General features: G+C 71.6%; 13 protein-coding genes. 5 read left to right on the top strand and 8 right to left on the bottom strand.

All coding sequences use genetic code 11. From position 1 onward, the window contains the following. Window positions 1-209 precede the first annotated feature (209 nt). The 7 genes from ACFQ6S_RS33095 to ACFQ6S_RS33065 all read right to left on the bottom strand — a co-directional run bounded on the left by ACFQ6S_RS33095 (window position 210) and on the right by ACFQ6S_RS33065 (window position 8,585). Complete coding sequence (locus ACFQ6S_RS33095) at window positions 210-1,841, bottom strand: dipeptide ABC transporter ATP-binding protein (protein ID WP_383418044.1); 1,632 nt, start codon at window positions 1,839-1,841, stop codon at window positions 210-212. After that, window positions 1,838-2,827: an ABC transporter permease gene (locus ACFQ6S_RS33090; RefSeq protein WP_383418042.1), complete on the bottom strand. Its 990-nt coding sequence runs from the start codon at window positions 2,825-2,827 to the stop codon at window positions 1,838-1,840. The genes ACFQ6S_RS33095 and ACFQ6S_RS33090 overlap by 4 nt, the downstream gene beginning before the upstream one ends. Further along, a complete protein-coding gene (locus ACFQ6S_RS33085; RefSeq protein WP_383418040.1) occupies window positions 2,824-3,810 on the bottom strand; it encodes an ABC transporter permease in 987 nt (328 codons plus the stop codon). The genes ACFQ6S_RS33090 and ACFQ6S_RS33085 overlap by 4 nt, the downstream gene beginning before the upstream one ends. A gap of 4 nt (window positions 3,811-3,814) precedes the next feature. Further along, complete coding sequence (locus ACFQ6S_RS33080) at window positions 3,815-5,533, bottom strand: ABC transporter substrate-binding protein (RefSeq protein WP_383418038.1); 1,719 nt, start codon at window positions 5,531-5,533, stop codon at window positions 3,815-3,817. A 198-nt stretch (window positions 5,534-5,731) separates the two neighbouring features. After that, window positions 5,732-5,824 carry an Ms4533A family Cys-rich leader peptide gene (locus ACFQ6S_RS33075; RefSeq protein ID WP_383418036.1) on the bottom strand — a complete coding sequence of 31 codons (93 nt, stop codon included), beginning with the start codon at window positions 5,822-5,824 and terminating at the stop codon, window positions 5,732-5,734. Window positions 5,825-5,880: 56 nt separating this feature from the next. After that, window positions 5,881-7,101 (bottom strand): DUF3152 domain-containing protein, encoded by a 1,221-nt coding sequence (locus ACFQ6S_RS33070; RefSeq protein ID WP_383418034.1) that lies wholly within the window; start codon window positions 7,099-7,101, stop codon window positions 5,881-5,883. 452 nt (window positions 7,102-7,553) lie between these two features. Further along, complete coding sequence (locus ACFQ6S_RS33065) at window positions 7,554-8,585, bottom strand: alpha/beta fold hydrolase (RefSeq protein WP_383418032.1); 1,032 nt, start codon at window positions 8,583-8,585, stop codon at window positions 7,554-7,556. A 273-nt stretch (window positions 8,586-8,858) separates the two neighbouring features. On the opposite strand from ACFQ6S_RS33065, the gene ACFQ6S_RS33060 reads away from it, so the two are divergent. The 4 genes from ACFQ6S_RS33060 (at window position 8,859) to ACFQ6S_RS33045 (ending at window position 10,785) form a co-directional block, all read left to right on the top strand. After that, a complete protein-coding gene (locus ACFQ6S_RS33060) occupies window positions 8,859-9,083 on the top strand; it encodes a hypothetical protein (RefSeq protein ID WP_383418030.1) in 225 nt (74 codons plus the stop codon). A gap of 216 nt (window positions 9,084-9,299) precedes the next feature. Continuing rightward, window positions 9,300-9,941, top strand: a complete 642-nt coding sequence (locus tag ACFQ6S_RS33055; RefSeq protein WP_272125275.1) for a TetR/AcrR family transcriptional regulator — start codon at window positions 9,300-9,302, stop codon at window positions 9,939-9,941. A gap of 150 nt (window positions 9,942-10,091) precedes the next feature. Continuing rightward, window positions 10,092-10,319 (top strand): DUF3107 domain-containing protein, encoded by a 228-nt coding sequence (locus ACFQ6S_RS33050; RefSeq protein WP_031058845.1) that lies wholly within the window; start codon window positions 10,092-10,094, stop codon window positions 10,317-10,319. A gap of 196 nt (window positions 10,320-10,515) precedes the next feature. Continuing rightward, window positions 10,516-10,785, top strand: a complete 270-nt coding sequence (locus ACFQ6S_RS33045; RefSeq protein ID WP_383418027.1) for a hypothetical protein — start codon at window positions 10,516-10,518, stop codon at window positions 10,783-10,785. Window positions 10,786-10,875: 90 nt separating this feature from the next. On the opposite strand, the gene ACFQ6S_RS33040 is transcribed toward ACFQ6S_RS33045, so the two are convergent. Next, window positions 10,876-11,631 carry a ferritin-like fold-containing protein gene (locus ACFQ6S_RS33040; protein ID WP_383418025.1) on the bottom strand — a complete coding sequence of 252 codons (756 nt, stop codon included), beginning with the start codon at window positions 11,629-11,631 and terminating at the stop codon, window positions 10,876-10,878. A 481-nt stretch (window positions 11,632-12,112) separates the two neighbouring features. On the opposite strand from ACFQ6S_RS33040, the gene ACFQ6S_RS33035 reads away from it, so the two are divergent. Continuing rightward, window positions 12,113-14,593 carry a DEAD/DEAH box helicase gene (locus ACFQ6S_RS33035; RefSeq protein WP_383418023.1) on the top strand — a complete coding sequence of 827 codons (2,481 nt, stop codon included), beginning with the start codon at window positions 12,113-12,115 and terminating at the stop codon, window positions 14,591-14,593. Window positions 14,594-14,653: the final 60 nt, after the last annotated feature.

The following is a 14,653-nucleotide window of genomic DNA, read 5'->3' as shown; positions in this document are numbered from 1 at the left end:
ATCTCCCGTAAGGGGAGCCGCCGTTCCCCCGGCGGCTCACAGCGGGACGAACGTATGCGGACAAGGCGGTGGCGCGACGGACGGTTGTCCATCGCGCCACCAAAAGGGGTGAACGGTCGTAACTTTCCCGTGCAGGTCGCGTTCCGTCGCGCTAGGAGATCAAACGCGCACGGATCGTCACACCTGAACTGCGGGGACGGACGGGACGGTCACACCGCGGCCAACTCTCGTCGTGCGGCCCGCCGCTGGGCCGCGATCCGCGGATCGAGCGCAGGTACGGCGGCCAGGAGCTGCTTGGTGTACGGGTCCTGCGGGTTGTCGTAGACCTCGTCGGCGGGGCCCTCTTCGACGATCCGCCCGCGCCGCATCACCGCGACCCGGTCGCTGACCTGGCGTACGACGGCCAGGTCGTGCGCGACGAAGACGAGCGCGAGGCCGAGCTCGCGCTGCAACTCGCCCAGCAGGGCGACGACCTGGGCCTGAGTGGTGACGTCGAGCGCGGAGACGGGTTCGTCGCAGACGATGACGCGCGGGTCCGCCGCGAGCGCCCGCGCGATGCCCACGCGCTGGCGCTGGCCGCCGCTGAACTCGTGCGGGTAGCGATCGTGGTGCGCCGCTTCGAGCCCCACGCGCTCCAGCAGTTCCCGCACGCGCTCGCGTATGCGCCCCTCCTGCCGCTCGCCACGCGCGCGGAGCGGGTCGGCGATCGACTCCCCCACGGTGCGGCGGGGGTTGAGGGAGGCGACGGGGTCCTGGAAGACCATCTGCACGGCCGGATGCACGCCCACACGCGCGTGCCCGTCGTACCGGACCTCCCCCGCCGCCGGCTCCAGGAGACCGACCAGCATGCGGCCCAGGGTCGTCTTGCCGCTGCCGCTCTCCCCCACGATGCCGAGGGTCTCGCCGCGGCGGACGGTCAGTGTCACGTCGTCCACGGCCGTGAGGGCCCGCTTGCCCCGTCCGAAGTCGCGGCGCAGTCCCTTCGCCTCGATGACGACCTCCTCCAAGACCCCCGAGGCGACCCGCGAGCCGACCCGCGGCGCGTCCACGCGCGGAACCGCGCCGAGCAGCTCGCGCGTGTACGGCTGCTCGGGGGCGCCCAGTACGTCGGCGACGGGGCCGTGTTCCACCGACCGGCCGCGTCGCATGACGAGCACCTCGTCGACGCTCTCGGCGGCGACGCCGACGTCGTGCGTGACGAGCAGGAGCCCCATGCCGGTCTCCTCACGGAGTGTGTGCAGCAGGTCGAGGATCTGGGCCTGGACGGTCACGTCGAGCGCGGTCGTCGGCTCGTCGGCGATCAGCAGGTCGGGCTCGCAGGCCAGCGCCATGGCGATGAGGGCGCGCTGGCGCATGCCACCGCTGAACTCGTGCGGCCGGGACCGGGATCGCCGTACCGCGTCCGCAATGCCGACCCGGTCCAGCACTTCGACGGCACGCGCGCGTGCCGCTCGTCGCGAGGCACGCGTATGCACGCGGTACACCTCGGCGATCTGATCGCCGATGGCGTAGTAGGGGTCCAGCGACGACAGCGGGTCCTGGAAGACCATCGCCGCCTTCCCGCCGCGCAGCCGCCGCAGTTCCTCGTCGGAGGCCTCCGCTACGTCGACGCCGGCGACCTCGATGGAGCCGCCGACCCGTGCGCCCGTGCCGCGGTGCAGCCCGAGCAGGGCCGAGGCCACCGTGGACTTGCCGGAGCCGGACTCGCCGACGAGGGCGAGGGCGGCGCCGCGCTCCAGCCGGAAGGTGAGTCCGTCGACTGCGCGCAGGTCACCGAAGTCGACCGTCAGGCCGCTCACTTCGACGAGGCTCCGCGCGGGAGCCTTCTCGATGTCGCTCATGCCAGCACCACCCGTCGGTCGGCCACCGCGTACAGCACGTCCGCGACGGCGTTGGCGACGACCACGAAGAAGCCGATGACCAGGACCATGCCGACGACCACCGGAAGATCGACCACCTTGACGGCGTGGACCAGTTCCTGACCGATGCCGGGCAGGCCGAAGAGCGTCTCGGTGAGCACCGCGCCGCCGACCGCGCCGCCGAAGTTGTTGGCGTTGAGCGCGATGACCGGCGCGAGGGCCCCGCGCAGCGCGTGCCGCCCGATGACGGACCGCTCGCCGACGCCGTAGGCCCGGAAGGTCCGGATGTGGTCCTCGGCCAGCGTCTCCAGCATCGCCGCCCGGGTCAGCCGGGCGAAGGCGGCGGCCTCGATCAGGGCGAGCGAGAGCCAGGGCAGGAGCAGGTTCCACGCCCACTGTTCGGGGTCGTCGGTGAAGGCGACGTACTGCGGGAACGGCAGCAGTTGCAGCTGCCCGCAGACGACGATCATCAGGACCAGGCCGATCACGAAGACCGGGGTGGCCACGCCCGCGAGCGTCACGCCGGTCAGCAGCCGCTCGGTGGGACGGCCGCGTCGCCATGCGGACAGGACGCCGGTGCCGACGCCGAGGATCAGCCACAGCACCATCGCGCCGAACACCAGCGACAGGCTCACCGGCAGCTTCGCCAGGATCAGCGCGGTGACCTGCTGGTCGCTCTGGTACGACAGCCCGAGGCAGGGCGCCGAGCAGTGCTGCACGGACGTGCCGGTCGAGTAGTCCTGACCGGCGACCAGGCCCTGGAGGAAGTCCCAGTAGCGCGCGTACAACGGGTCGTTCAGGTGCAGTTGCTCGGCGACCTGCTGAACCTGGGCGGGCGAGCAGCGCGGGCCGCAGGTGATCTGGGCGACGTTGCCGGGAGTGACGTAGAAGACGACGTAGACGATCACCGAGATGGCGAACAGGGTGACGACGGCGCCCAGGACCCGGCGGACGAGGAAGCCGCTCATGCCTTGGCCTCCCTCTTGCGGCCCGTGCCGACGCGCAGCCGGGACGCCGCGCGCGGGTCGAGCGCCGTGCGCACGCCGTCGCCGAGGACGGTCAGGGCGAGGACGGTCACGAAGAGCGCGCCGGCGGGCAGCAGCAGATACTGCGGGGCGGCCTGGTACCAGACGTCGGCGGCGGTGAGCATCTGTCCCCAGGACGGCGTCGGCGGCTTCACGCCGACGCCCAGGAAGGACAGGGCGGCCTCGACGGTGATGTTGGACGGGACGAGCAGCGCGGCGTAGGTGATGACCGGCGCGGCGATGCCGGGCAGCAGCTCACGGCGGGCGATCCGCCAGGTGCCCCAGCCGCTGAGCCGGGCCGCGGCGACGTAGTCGAGTCCCTTGAGGGTGAGCGTCTGGGCGCGCACGATCTTCGCGATGTTGCCCCACGCGATCAGACCGATGACGAGGGCGACCAGCACGGGCCGCGGAAAGCTCGACGGCACGATGGCCAGCAGCGCCAAGGCCATGATCATCAGCGGCATCGCGACGATGACGTCGGTGAACCGGCTCAGCAGCTGGTCGACCCAGCGGCTCCCGAGCGCTGCCGTGACGCCCACCACGACGCCGATGGCGACCTGGACGACGGTCGCGGCCAGTGCGACCCCGAGGGAGACCCGGGCGCCGTACACCAGCCGCGCGAACAGGTCCCGCCCGGTCTGCGGCTCCACGCCGAGCCAGTGGTCGGCGCTCACTCCGCCGAACGACCCGATGGGCACGCCGCCGCGCGCGGAGTCCACGAGGGACGGGTGGTAGGTGGTCGGGTCCTGGCCCTCGATCGCGGTGAGCAGGGGCGCGGCGAGCGCGACCAGGACGAGAGCTGCGACGACGACCGCCGCGACGAGGGCGGCGCGCTGCGTCCGCAGCCGCCGCCAGAACTGACGGGCCCCCGAGGCCCCCGGGGCGGACACCCCGGGAGCCTCGACGGCGAGAACTGCCTCACTCACGGCGCTACTTCACCGCGACCTGGGAGATGTCCAGCACGCCGGTCCAGTCGCTGATCACGACGTTCTTGACGTCCTCGCCGTACAGCCGCTTGTAGACCGGGTGGAAGAGCGGCACGGTCAGCGCCTGCTCGCCGATCTTCTGGTCCAGCGCGCCCCACCGCTTGGCGGCGGCGGTGAGATCGGTCAGCTTGTTGATCGCGTCGATCTCGCCGTTGACCGACTTGTCGTCGAGCAGGCCGGTGTTGAAGTTCGCGCCGTCCTTGACGATCTGCCGGCCGTCGAAGATCGGGGCGAGGAAGGGACCGCCGGAGGGCCAGTCGGCACCCCAGTGCGCCAGGAAGAACCCGGGCTCGGTCTTCACGCTGTGGATCTTGTCGGAGTAGTCGTTCTCCTCCAGACCCTGGAGCTTGACGGTGATGCCGGCCTTCTTCAGCGCGTCCTGGATCGCGGTCGCGATCTCGGGGCTGGTCTCGAAGTCCTTGGCGTTGGAGTGGGTCAGGGTGACGGTCAGCCCGCCGGCGTGACCGGCCTCCTTCAGCAGCTCCTTGGCCTTGGCCGGGTCACCGGCCGTGCCCGCCGGGAAGTGGTCGTACGGCGTGTAGCCGAAGGACTTCTGGTTCGGCAGGAAGGTGGTGGCGGGCTCGGCCAGCGCGGAACCGCCCGCGGCGTTGACCACGGACGACCGGTCGATGGCGTACGAGATCGCCTGCCGCACCTTGGCGTTGTCGAACGGCTTGACCGTCGGATTGAACGCGATGTAGTTGGTGTAGCCGAAGTGACCGGTGCCCACTCGAGCGGCCAGCTCCTTGTCACCGGTCACCTTGGCCAGCTCGGCCGGGCCGAGGTTGGTGTCCGTGGTGACCGCGGCGGCGTCCGCCCCCTGGGACGAGGACAGCCGCTGGTTGATCACGGACGAGTCGAGCCCGGACCGTACGTCGATCTTGTCGGGGTACGCCTTGCGCTCCTCGTCCGTAGAGGCCGACCAGTGCGTGTTGCGCTCCAGGACGAGGTGCTCGCCGTCGTTCTCGTTCTCGACGACCTTGTACGGCCCCGAGGAGATCGGGTGCTGCTCGTACTTGGTGCCGGTGTCCTTGGCCTTCGGGACCGGCGTGAACTGCGTCTGCGTGGCGAGGTACGGGAACTCGCCCTCGGGCTTGTTCAGACGGAAGACGATCGTCCGCTCATCCGGCGTCTCGATCGCCGACAGACCCTTCTTGTCCTTGTAGGGCCCCTGGTAGTCGGCGGCGCCGACCAGCCAGTCCCGCAGATAGGGGGCGCCGCCGGACAGCTCGGGGGCGAAGGAGCGCTCGATGCCGTACTTGATGTCGGCCGAGGTGATCGGGGTGCCGTCCTCGTACTTCAGGCCCTCCTTGAGGGTGTACGTCCACACGGTCGCGTCCTTGTTCGGGCGCCCGGTGTCGGTGGCGAGGTCGGGGACGACCTTCGCGCCGGCCTCGCCGTTCTCGCGGTTGCGGGTGGTGAGGGTGCGGAAGACGAGGGAGGGGACGTTGCCGCCGCCGGAGGTGTACAGGCGGGCGGGGTCGAAGTCCTGCTGCGGATTGGAGTTCAGGACCGTGAGCGTGCCGCCCTTGTGGGGCGTGGAGTCGCCGCCGGCACTCTTGGCATCGTTGTCCTCAGGCCCGCAGGCGGCGGCGCCCGCTGCCACGACCAGGCTGACGGTTGCCGCGGCCACGCGGCGCGCTATGACGGACGGTTGACGCATCGGAGACGACCTCTCGGATTGATGGATCTCGCCTCGGCATATCGAATGGCGAGACAAAGTGACGCGGAGTGAGACGAAAGTGAGCAGACGTCTGCCCCGGCGCCGGGTCGTCGGACACCCGTGACGGCATCACGGGACATCGGAGTCACATGATCACGGGAGGGAAAGAGATCGCGACGCGAACGCCAAGGGCGAGCGTCAGCGACAGTGAATGTCGGCCACGCACAGCGCGGTCACACCGATGAGCGCCAGCTCGATGGCGGCGCGCGTGGGGGCGTGACGGGTCGACATGTGCAGAAATATGGATGATCTCGCTGCACATGTCAATGTGACATATGAGTCACCCGTCAACTCCCGGGGAACGCCCAGGCGTTGGGCCTGCAGTGGATCCCGTCGTGGTCGAGGAACTTGGTCTGCTGCTGCATGACCGGCGCGAGCTCGCCGTCCTTGTCGCAGGTCACATGGGAGAAGCCGAGCCGGTGGCCGACCTCGTGGTTGATCAGCATCTGCCGGTACTCATGTATTCGGTCACCGAACGTCTTCGATCCCTGCGCCCATCGGTAGGCGTTGATCATCACGCGCTCGGTGGCGGCGGAGTCGCACGAGACGTTGTCGACGGTGGTGTCCAGACCGGACTTGGCACACCAGTCGGCCGTCGTTCCGGGGCTGGCCAGCGTGATCACGAAGTCGGGTTTCCCGGTGTAGATGCGCTCGAAGGTGCGGGCGCCGTTGTGCGCCCAGCTCCGGTCGTCGTTGAGCGTCTTCTGCACGGCCTGCGCGAACAGCTCACCGTCCAGCCCGAGCCCCTGCTCCACGTCCACGCGATAGGTGAACCGCTGCCCCTTGCCGGGCGCCTTGTCGATCCCCTGGACCGCCTCGAACTCGCCCGAGCCCTTGAGGGTGGCGCTCAGCGGATACGTCACGGCCATCTTCTGGCCGTACGTCAGCGGCGCCGCGCCCTTCCCGCCGGACGGCGTCGGCTGCCCGTCCCCGTCCACTGCGGAGTCCCGGGCGTTCCGCGCCCGATCGGTGGCGGACTGGGACTGTACGTCGCCGTCGTCCCGCCCCTTGGCGACCTGACCGGCGACGACGACGGCCAGCACGGTGACGACGGCGGCAGCGGCGATACCGGTGAAGGCCCGCCCCTTGCCGCCCTGCGCCGTGACGGGCTCGCCGGTCGGCGGGGCGTCATCGCCGTCGGGGTCGGTGCGGGCACCGGTCCTGGTGTCCCAGTCGGTGACGGAGGCGTACGGGTCGGAGGCGTGCGCGGCCTCGGACGTACGGGGCGTGAAGACGTCTACGTCCTCGTCGAAGGCGTCGACGTAGTCCTGCCGGGGCGCTTCGGACCGCGGTGCCCTTCGGGGGCGCGGTAGGGGGACGCCGGTCGCAGGCGGGGCGCCGGCCGCTCCGGGAGCGCCGTACGCGACTGCGGCCTGCCCCCTCAACTGACCCCAGCCACCGCCGGGTTCGCGCTGCTCGGGGTGAGTGCCGCGGGCATGGGGGATGCCGTGGGCGGGGGTGCCGTCGGGAAGCCGGGGGGAGCCGTGGGCGGGAGTGCCGTCGGGCATCCTCGGGACGCCGTGCGCGGGCGTGCCGTCCGGGAATCTCGGGACGCCATGTGCGGGCGTGCCGTCCGGCAGCCTCGGGAAACCGTGGGCGGGCGTGCCGTCGGGGAGCCTGGGGACGCCATGCGCCGGCGTCCCGTCGGGGAAGCCCCGCCCGCCGTATGCCGCCGGCCCGCCCTCCGGCATCCCCTGCCGTACGGGCGCCGGACCGGGTATGCGACGGCCGGCGGGCCCGCCGGACTGCGGCCAGCCACCCTGGCCCGGCCCCGGAGCCGTACCCGGTCGCGCACCCGGAACCCTGCCGGGCCCGGGTCCTGCACCAGGCGCGGACGGCCCCCGCGGGGCCGTGCCCGGCTCCGGTGGTGCTCCCCGTGAGCCCTGTCGTGCGGTGGTGTCCGCGGTGTCGCGCTTGGCGGCGGCCGATCCGCGGCGGCTGTGGCGTCCCACGTCGCGCCTCAGCTCCCCGCGTTCTCGGTCACGGCGTCGCTTGCGCCGACGCCCGGCGGCTCGCTCTCCGACTCCCCTGCCGCCGCGCCCTCCGCCTCCGCGAGGAGTTCACGGAACGCGCCGGCGACGATCTCGGGGTACTCCATCATCGCGACATGCCCCGCTTCCGGCAGGCTCAGCAGACGGGAGTCACGGAAGGCGTGCTCGGCTCTGCGGCACATGCGGTAACCCACGAGCTGGTCCCGGCCGCCGTAGATGAGCAGCGTCGGCGCCAGCACCCGCTCGGCCTGGCGCCACAGCGCGTGCTGGCCGCCCAGCGTGTAGGCGTTGACCAGCCCGCGCGCGGAACGCGTCAACGCGTCCCAGAAGTACGGCAGTTGGAGTCGTCGCTCCATCTCCTCGACCGCGTTGCTGAAGCCCTCCGGTGTCACCCGCCCGGGGTCGCCGTAGCAGAGGTGCATCACTCCGCGGACACGCTGCTCCGCCGTCCAGCCCCTGCTGAACCGGGTGAACAGCGCGGTCGCCCCGGGCACCGCGAGCAGCCCGGTGGGCACGGCGGTGCGCTGCACCCGGAGCTCCGGCAGCGCGGGCGACACGAGGGTGAGCGTACGGACGAGGTCGGGACGCACGGCGGCGACGCGGGTGGTGACCGCGCCGCCGAGCGAGTTGCCGAAGAGATGGACCGGGCCTCGGTCGGAGGCGTCCAGATAGCGGATCACCGCGCGTGCGTGCGCGGTGATCGAGTAGTTGCCGTCGTCCGGCGGCGGCGAGTCGCCGAAGCCCGGCAGGTCGACCGCCTCGCCGTCGAGCAGGCCCTCCAGCTGCTCCATCAGCGCCGACCAGTTCTGCGAGGAACCGCCGAGTCCGTGGACGTAGAGCGCGGGCGGCAGGCCCTGGCGCGCGGGCGGTCTCGACCGCACCGACAGCGTGATCCCCGGCAGTCCGACCGAGCGCAGCCGCTCACCCTCGGCGACCCTGACGGTCGCCACCTTGGGGAGCACGCTGGCGGCCGGCGCGGAGGGGAGCTCGGTCGAAGACATGGGGCAATGTTACGAGACGATCACGCAGTGGTTCATGTGTTCGCCGTCACAAGTGGACACGTACATGGCAGTCGGAGGGCGGGTAACCCGCCCCGCGCACCGCCCTGGCGGAAGCCGTCCGGAACACGCCCGAATTGCCCGCAGATCCCCCGCGGATCGCATAGCGTCCGGAACCCGTGTCTCCTAGGCTCGTACGCAGGGCACCCGGATGTGGACCCCTGTTTCACCCAGGGACGCTGTCCCCCCGGGGACGTTCTAGGAAGGGAGCCCGCCATGGCCGTCGATCCGACCGACCCCGACACATTCGTGGCCGACGACACCGACGAGTCCGAGGAGTTCGACGTCGAGGCGCCCCCGGCCGACGCGGCAGAGCAGCACGCCGACGTCAGGCCCGACCGCGACGACCCGCTGACCGGCGTGGACCCGGACCGGGCGAACGAGGCCGATCTGATCGAGCAGGCACGCGTCGTCTCCATCGACGAGGACGATTACCGGTGACACCGGCGACACCGGCGCACGTGTGAGGCTGTTGAGCAGGAAAGAGCCGAAAAGAGGGCGCCCCTTGCCCGTTCCGTCCAGGTTTCAAACCTTCTGCGCGACTTTCGCCACCGTCCGGTCCGTGAAATTCTGCGCTCGCACCGCGCACACCAGGGTTACCGAAAAGTACGATGGCGACGCGGCGCACACCGCATGTGGACGACATTGGGAGGCGGCGTGACAGCCATCGAGCAGACAGAGGCGGCACGCCCGCGGGGCACGCGCCTGCCGCGCCGTGCCCGACGGAACCAGTTGCTGGGCGCTGCCCAGGAGGTTTTCGTCGCGCAGGGTTACCACGCTGCCGCGATGGACGACATCGCCGAGCGCGCCGGCGTCAGCAAGCCGGTGCTCTACCAGCACTTCCCGGGCAAGCTCGACCTCTATCTCGCGCTGCTGGACCAGCACTGCGAGTCCCTGATCCAGGCCGTACGGCACGCGCTCGCGTCGACGACCGACAACAAGCAGCGCGTACGGGCGACGATGGACGCGTACTTCGCGTACGTCGAGGACGACGGCGGCGCCTTCCGTCTGGTCTTCGAGTCGGACCTGACGAACGAGCCGGCCGTGCGCGAGCGCGTCGACAAGGTCACCAACGAGTGCGCCGAGGCGATCTGCGAGGTCATCGCCGAGGACACCGGCCTCTCGCGCGCGGAGTCGATGCTGCTCGCCTCCGGCCTCGGCGGCCTCGCCCAGGTCGTGGCCCGCTCCTGGCTGCACAGCGACCGCAGCGTCCCGCGCGACCAGGCGGTCCAGCTGCTGACGTCCCTGGCATGGCGCGGCATCGCGGGCTTCCCGCTGCACGGCAGCGAGCACCACTGACGCTCGCCCAGCCCGGGGGACGTTTGTTCCCGTCCGATGTTCGCTGTTGGCGTTCTTGGTCGGAGCGTGGACGTCCCCTCACCGGGCTAATGTGTGCTGGGTACGGCGCGGAAGGTCGCGCACTTCACTGACCGTCGGAGGGACAAAGCCGTGGAGGTCAAGATCGGCGTGCAGCACGCGCCCCGCGAGATCGTTCTGGAGAGCGGGCAGAGTGCCGAGGAGGTCGAGCGGGCGGTGGCCGAGGCGCTGGCCGGAAAGACGCAGCTGCTGAGCCTCGTGGACGAGCACGGCCGCAAGGTCCTGGTCCCGGCCGACCGTCTGGCGTACGTGGAGCTCGGTGAGCCGGCTCCGCGCAAGGTGGGCTTCGGCGCGCTGTAGAAGGCCGCGGTGCAAAAGAGGCGTACGGCCTGCACCGACAGGAGGGGGGGGCCCGGCGACTGGGTCGCCGGCCCCTCCCGTCATGTCCACGGACGGAGCACAGGCCGCTCTCAGGGGAGGATTGCATTCCGCAGGTCAGGGGTATGACGGGCTACGACCGTTTCGAGCAGGTCGGCCATGTGGGAGGGACCCCAACATGCTCTTGGAAGCGCTCAGCTCCGCGATCCTCGGCCTGGCCCTGGCATGGGCCGCCGCACGCCGCCTGCCGCACCGCCTGCCCGCCCGCTCGCTGGTGCTGCCGACGGGTGTCGCCGGAGCCCTCTTCGGCGCCTTCATCACGCACACCGCGCTCGATTTCGGCAACCTCTTCGTGATCCTCGTCGGCGCGGCGATCGTCTCCGCCGCCTCCCTCTCCCTGCTGGTACGCCCGGCGGGAAGACTGAGCCGGCACTCGGCGACCGCGTAGATTCCAAGGACGACCGGCCGCCGGAGACCTGATGTCTTCGACGCCGGTCGCTCGTCTCGGCCCGGCCGCCCCCACAGTGGGGCGGCGCCGCTAGGCCGCAAGCCCCAGCGCGGCCATCCGCTTCGTGTGCGCCTCGGTGATCCGCGAGAACATCTTGCCGACCTCCGCGAGATCGAACCCGTCCGCGACCCCGCCCACGAGCATCGTCGACAGCGCGTCCCGGTCGGCGACCACCCGCTGCGACTGGGACAGCGCCTCGCCCATCAGCCGCCGGGCCCACAGCGCGAGCCGACCGCCCACCCGCGGATCGGCGTCGATGGCGGCCCGCACCTTCTCCACGGCGAACGACGCGTGCCCGGTGTCGTCGAGCACGGCGAGCACCAGCCCACGCGAGTCGGAGTCCAGGCGCGCCGCGACCTCCCGGTAGAAGTCACTGGCGATCGAGTCACCGACGTACGCCTTGACGAGGCCTTCGAGCCAGTCCGACGGGGCCGTCTGCTTGTGGAACCCGTCCAGCGCGGCGACGAACGGCTCCATCGCCTGCGTCGGCTCGGCGCCGATCTCGGTCAGCCGGTCCCGCAGCTTCTCGTAGTGGTGGAACTCGGCGGACGCCATCTTCGCCAGCTCCGCCTTGTCCGCCAGCGTCGGCGCCAGCTTCGCGTCCTCCGCCAGCCGCTCGAACGCCGCCAGCTCGCCGTAGGCCAGCGCGCCGAGCAGATCGACGACAGCGGCCCGGTACTGCGGATCGGCCGAGGCCCGCGCCCAGTCCTGGGCGGCGACCCCGGTGTGTTCGACGGCGGAGGCGGCGGTGTCGGAGGCGTCAGGAGTGTTGTCAGGCGTCGTCATGAAGCGCACAATAGCCCGCTCGCAGCGCCACGGAAGTCCCTGGTCAATCACTGTGACGACGACTACGTGACCAATTCGGCCATCGCATGTGCGCGTTTCCGGGGTATGGTGGTAATGCGCCCGCTGAGCACTCTGATGTACTCGACGGGCCGCACGTTATGAGGATGCCCGGTCGGTGGCCCGATCGGCTCCGACCCGACAGCCCTCCCTGGCCGTACGGCACTGTGCGTACGACGACCGGAGGGACACCCTCAGCGGTACGAGCGCTAGAGCGTCGGCAGTGGTCCCGTGTCCTACGGCCAATCCGTATGGCAGCCGACGTCCCCGGCACGGTCCGTCAACGACCCCCGCGCTCGCCTCGCACCGCGCACACAGAAGAGGCAGCACCCTGACTACGACTTTCCGAGAGCTCGGAATCCTTCCCGAGACCGCCGAGGCCCTTGAGGCCGTCGGCATCATCAACCCCTTCCCCATCCAGGAGATGACCCTCCCCGTCGCCCTCTCCGGCACGGACGTCATCGGCCAGGCCAAGACCGGCACCGGCAAGACGCTGGGCTTCGGTCTCCCGCTTCTGGAGCGCGTCACCGTCCCCGCGGACGTGGAGGCCGGCCGCGCCCAGCCCGAGTCCCTCACCGACGCCCCGCAGGCGCTCGTCGTCGTCCCCACGCGCGAGCTGTGCACGCAGGTCACCAACGACCTGCTGACCGCGGGCAAGGTGCGTAACGTCCGCGTTCTCGCCATCTACGGCGGCCGGGCGTACGAGCCGCAGGTCGAGGCCCTCAAGAAGGGCGTCGACGTGATCGTCGGCACCCCGGGCCGGCTGCTGGACCTCGCGGGCCAGAAGAAGCTCAACCTCAAGCACATCAAGGCGCTCGTCCTCGACGAGGCCGACGAGATGCTCGACCTGGGCTTCCTGCCCGACGTCGAGAAGATCATGAACATGCTGCCGACCCGCCGTCAGACGATGCTGTTCTCGGCGACCATGCCGGGCGCGGTCATCGGTCTCGCGCGCCGCTACATGTCGCAGCCCACGCACATCCGCGCCGCCGCGCCGGACGACGAGGGCGTGACGGTCGCGAACATCGCGCAGCACGTCTACCGCGCGCACAACATGGACAAGCCGGAGCTGGTCTCGCGCATACTGCAGGCCGACGGCCGGGGACTGGCCATGGTCTTCTGCCGTACGAAGCGCACCGCGGCGGACCTCGCCGACCAGCTCCAGCAGCGCGGCTTCGCGTCCGGCGCGGTCCACGGCGACCTCGGCCAGGGCGCCCGTGAGCAGGCGCTGCGCGCGTTCCGCAACGGCAAGGTGGACGTCCTCGTCTGCACCGACGTCGCCGCACGCGGAATCGACGTCGAGGGCGTGACGCACGTCATCAACTACCAGTCGCCTGAAGAGGAGAAGACGTACCTGCACCGCATCGGCCGTACGGGCCGCGCGGGCAACACGGGTACGGCGATCACGCTGGTCGACTGGGACGACATCCCGCGCTGGCAGCTGATCAACAAGGCGCTGGAGCTGAAGTTCAACGACCCGCCGGAGACGTACTCCACGTCCCCGCACCTCTTCGAGGAACTGAAGATCCCCGCGGGCACCAAGGGTGTCCTGCCCCGCTCGGAGCGCACGCGCGCCGGGCTGGCGGCGGAGGAGGTCGAGGACCTCGGCGAGACCGGCGGACGCGGTGCACGCGGTCGCGGTGGCAGCCGGGGCGGCCGGGACGAGTCCCGCTCGTCCTCGCCGGACCGCGAGCGCCCGGCGCGGACGCCGCGTCGTCGCCGCCGTACCCGGAACGGAACCCCGCTGGACGGGGCGTCGGCGCCCGCCGCCGGTTCCGGGACGCCGGAGGAGACCATCGAGGCCACCCCGGCGGAGTCCGTCACGGCACCGCGCACCCCGCGCCGCCGTCGCCGTACCCGCAACGGAGCGCAGGCGGAGACGCCGGCCGTGGCAACGGCTGCCGAGGACGCCGCGGAGGCCGCCGTCACCACGGCGGAGGGCCCCTCGCTGGACGCCTCCGAGGAGACCCCGGCCAAGGCGCGCCGCCGCCGTACGCGTAAGTCGGCCGAGCCGACGGCGACTTCACCGGAGACCGCGCCGGTCGCGGAGGCCGTGGAGCCGTCCGAGAGCGCCACGGCACCGGCGGAGACCGAGGAGGCTCCCGCCGCCAAGCCGCGCCGCCGCACCCGCAAGGCGACGGCCGCGGCGGAGACCGCGGTCGACACGGCCGAGGCCGCCACCGAGCCCGTACCGGAGGCCCCGGAGGCGACGGAACCCAAGCCGCGTCGCCGCACCCGTAAGGCAACGGCCGCGGCCGAAGCCGCCGTCGACACGGCCGAGGCCGTGGAGGCCAAGCCGAAGGCACGCCGCACCCGCAAGACCGCGGTGTCCACCGAGGCCGCCGAGATCCCGGCCCAGACGGTCCAGGAGCCCGAGGCCGCCGAGGCCAAGCCGAAGGCACGGCGCACCCGCAAGGCGGCGGAGGCCGCCGTGGACACGGCCGAGGCCGTGGAGACGAAGCCGCGCCGTACGCGCAAGGCCGCCGTCGCAGCCGAAGCCGCCGTGGACACGGCCGAGGCCGTGGAGGCCAAGCCGCGCCGTACGCGCAAGGCCGCCGCTGCCGTGGCCGAGCCGGAGGCCGCCGAGGCCAAGCCCCGCCGGACCCGCAAGACGGCCGCCTCGGCCGAGGCGGCCGTGGACACGGCCGAAGCCGCCGAGGCCAAGCCCAAGGTCCGCCGCACCCGCAAGACCGCGGCGTCCGCCAAGGCCACCGAGGTCCCCGAGGTCGCCGGCATCCCGGCCCAGGCCACGCAGGAGCCGACGGCCACGGAGGCACCCGCCCCGCGCCGCCGCACCCGCAAGGCCGCGGCGACCGTGGAGGCCGCCGACGGCACGGCCGAGGCCAAGCCCAAGGTCCGCCGCACCCGCAAGGCCACGGCCGCCGCGGAGCCGACGGAGGGCTGATCTCCCGTACGACGGCCCGGTCCCGCTGCACGCGGGGCCGGGCCGTCGGCGTTCCCCGGC

Source organism: Streptomyces sp. NPDC056479, assembly GCF_042795335.1.
Taxonomy (GTDB): Bacteria; Actinomycetota; Actinomycetes; order Streptomycetales; family Streptomycetaceae; genus Streptomyces.
This window is presented reverse-complemented; position numbering and strand designations above follow the sequence as displayed.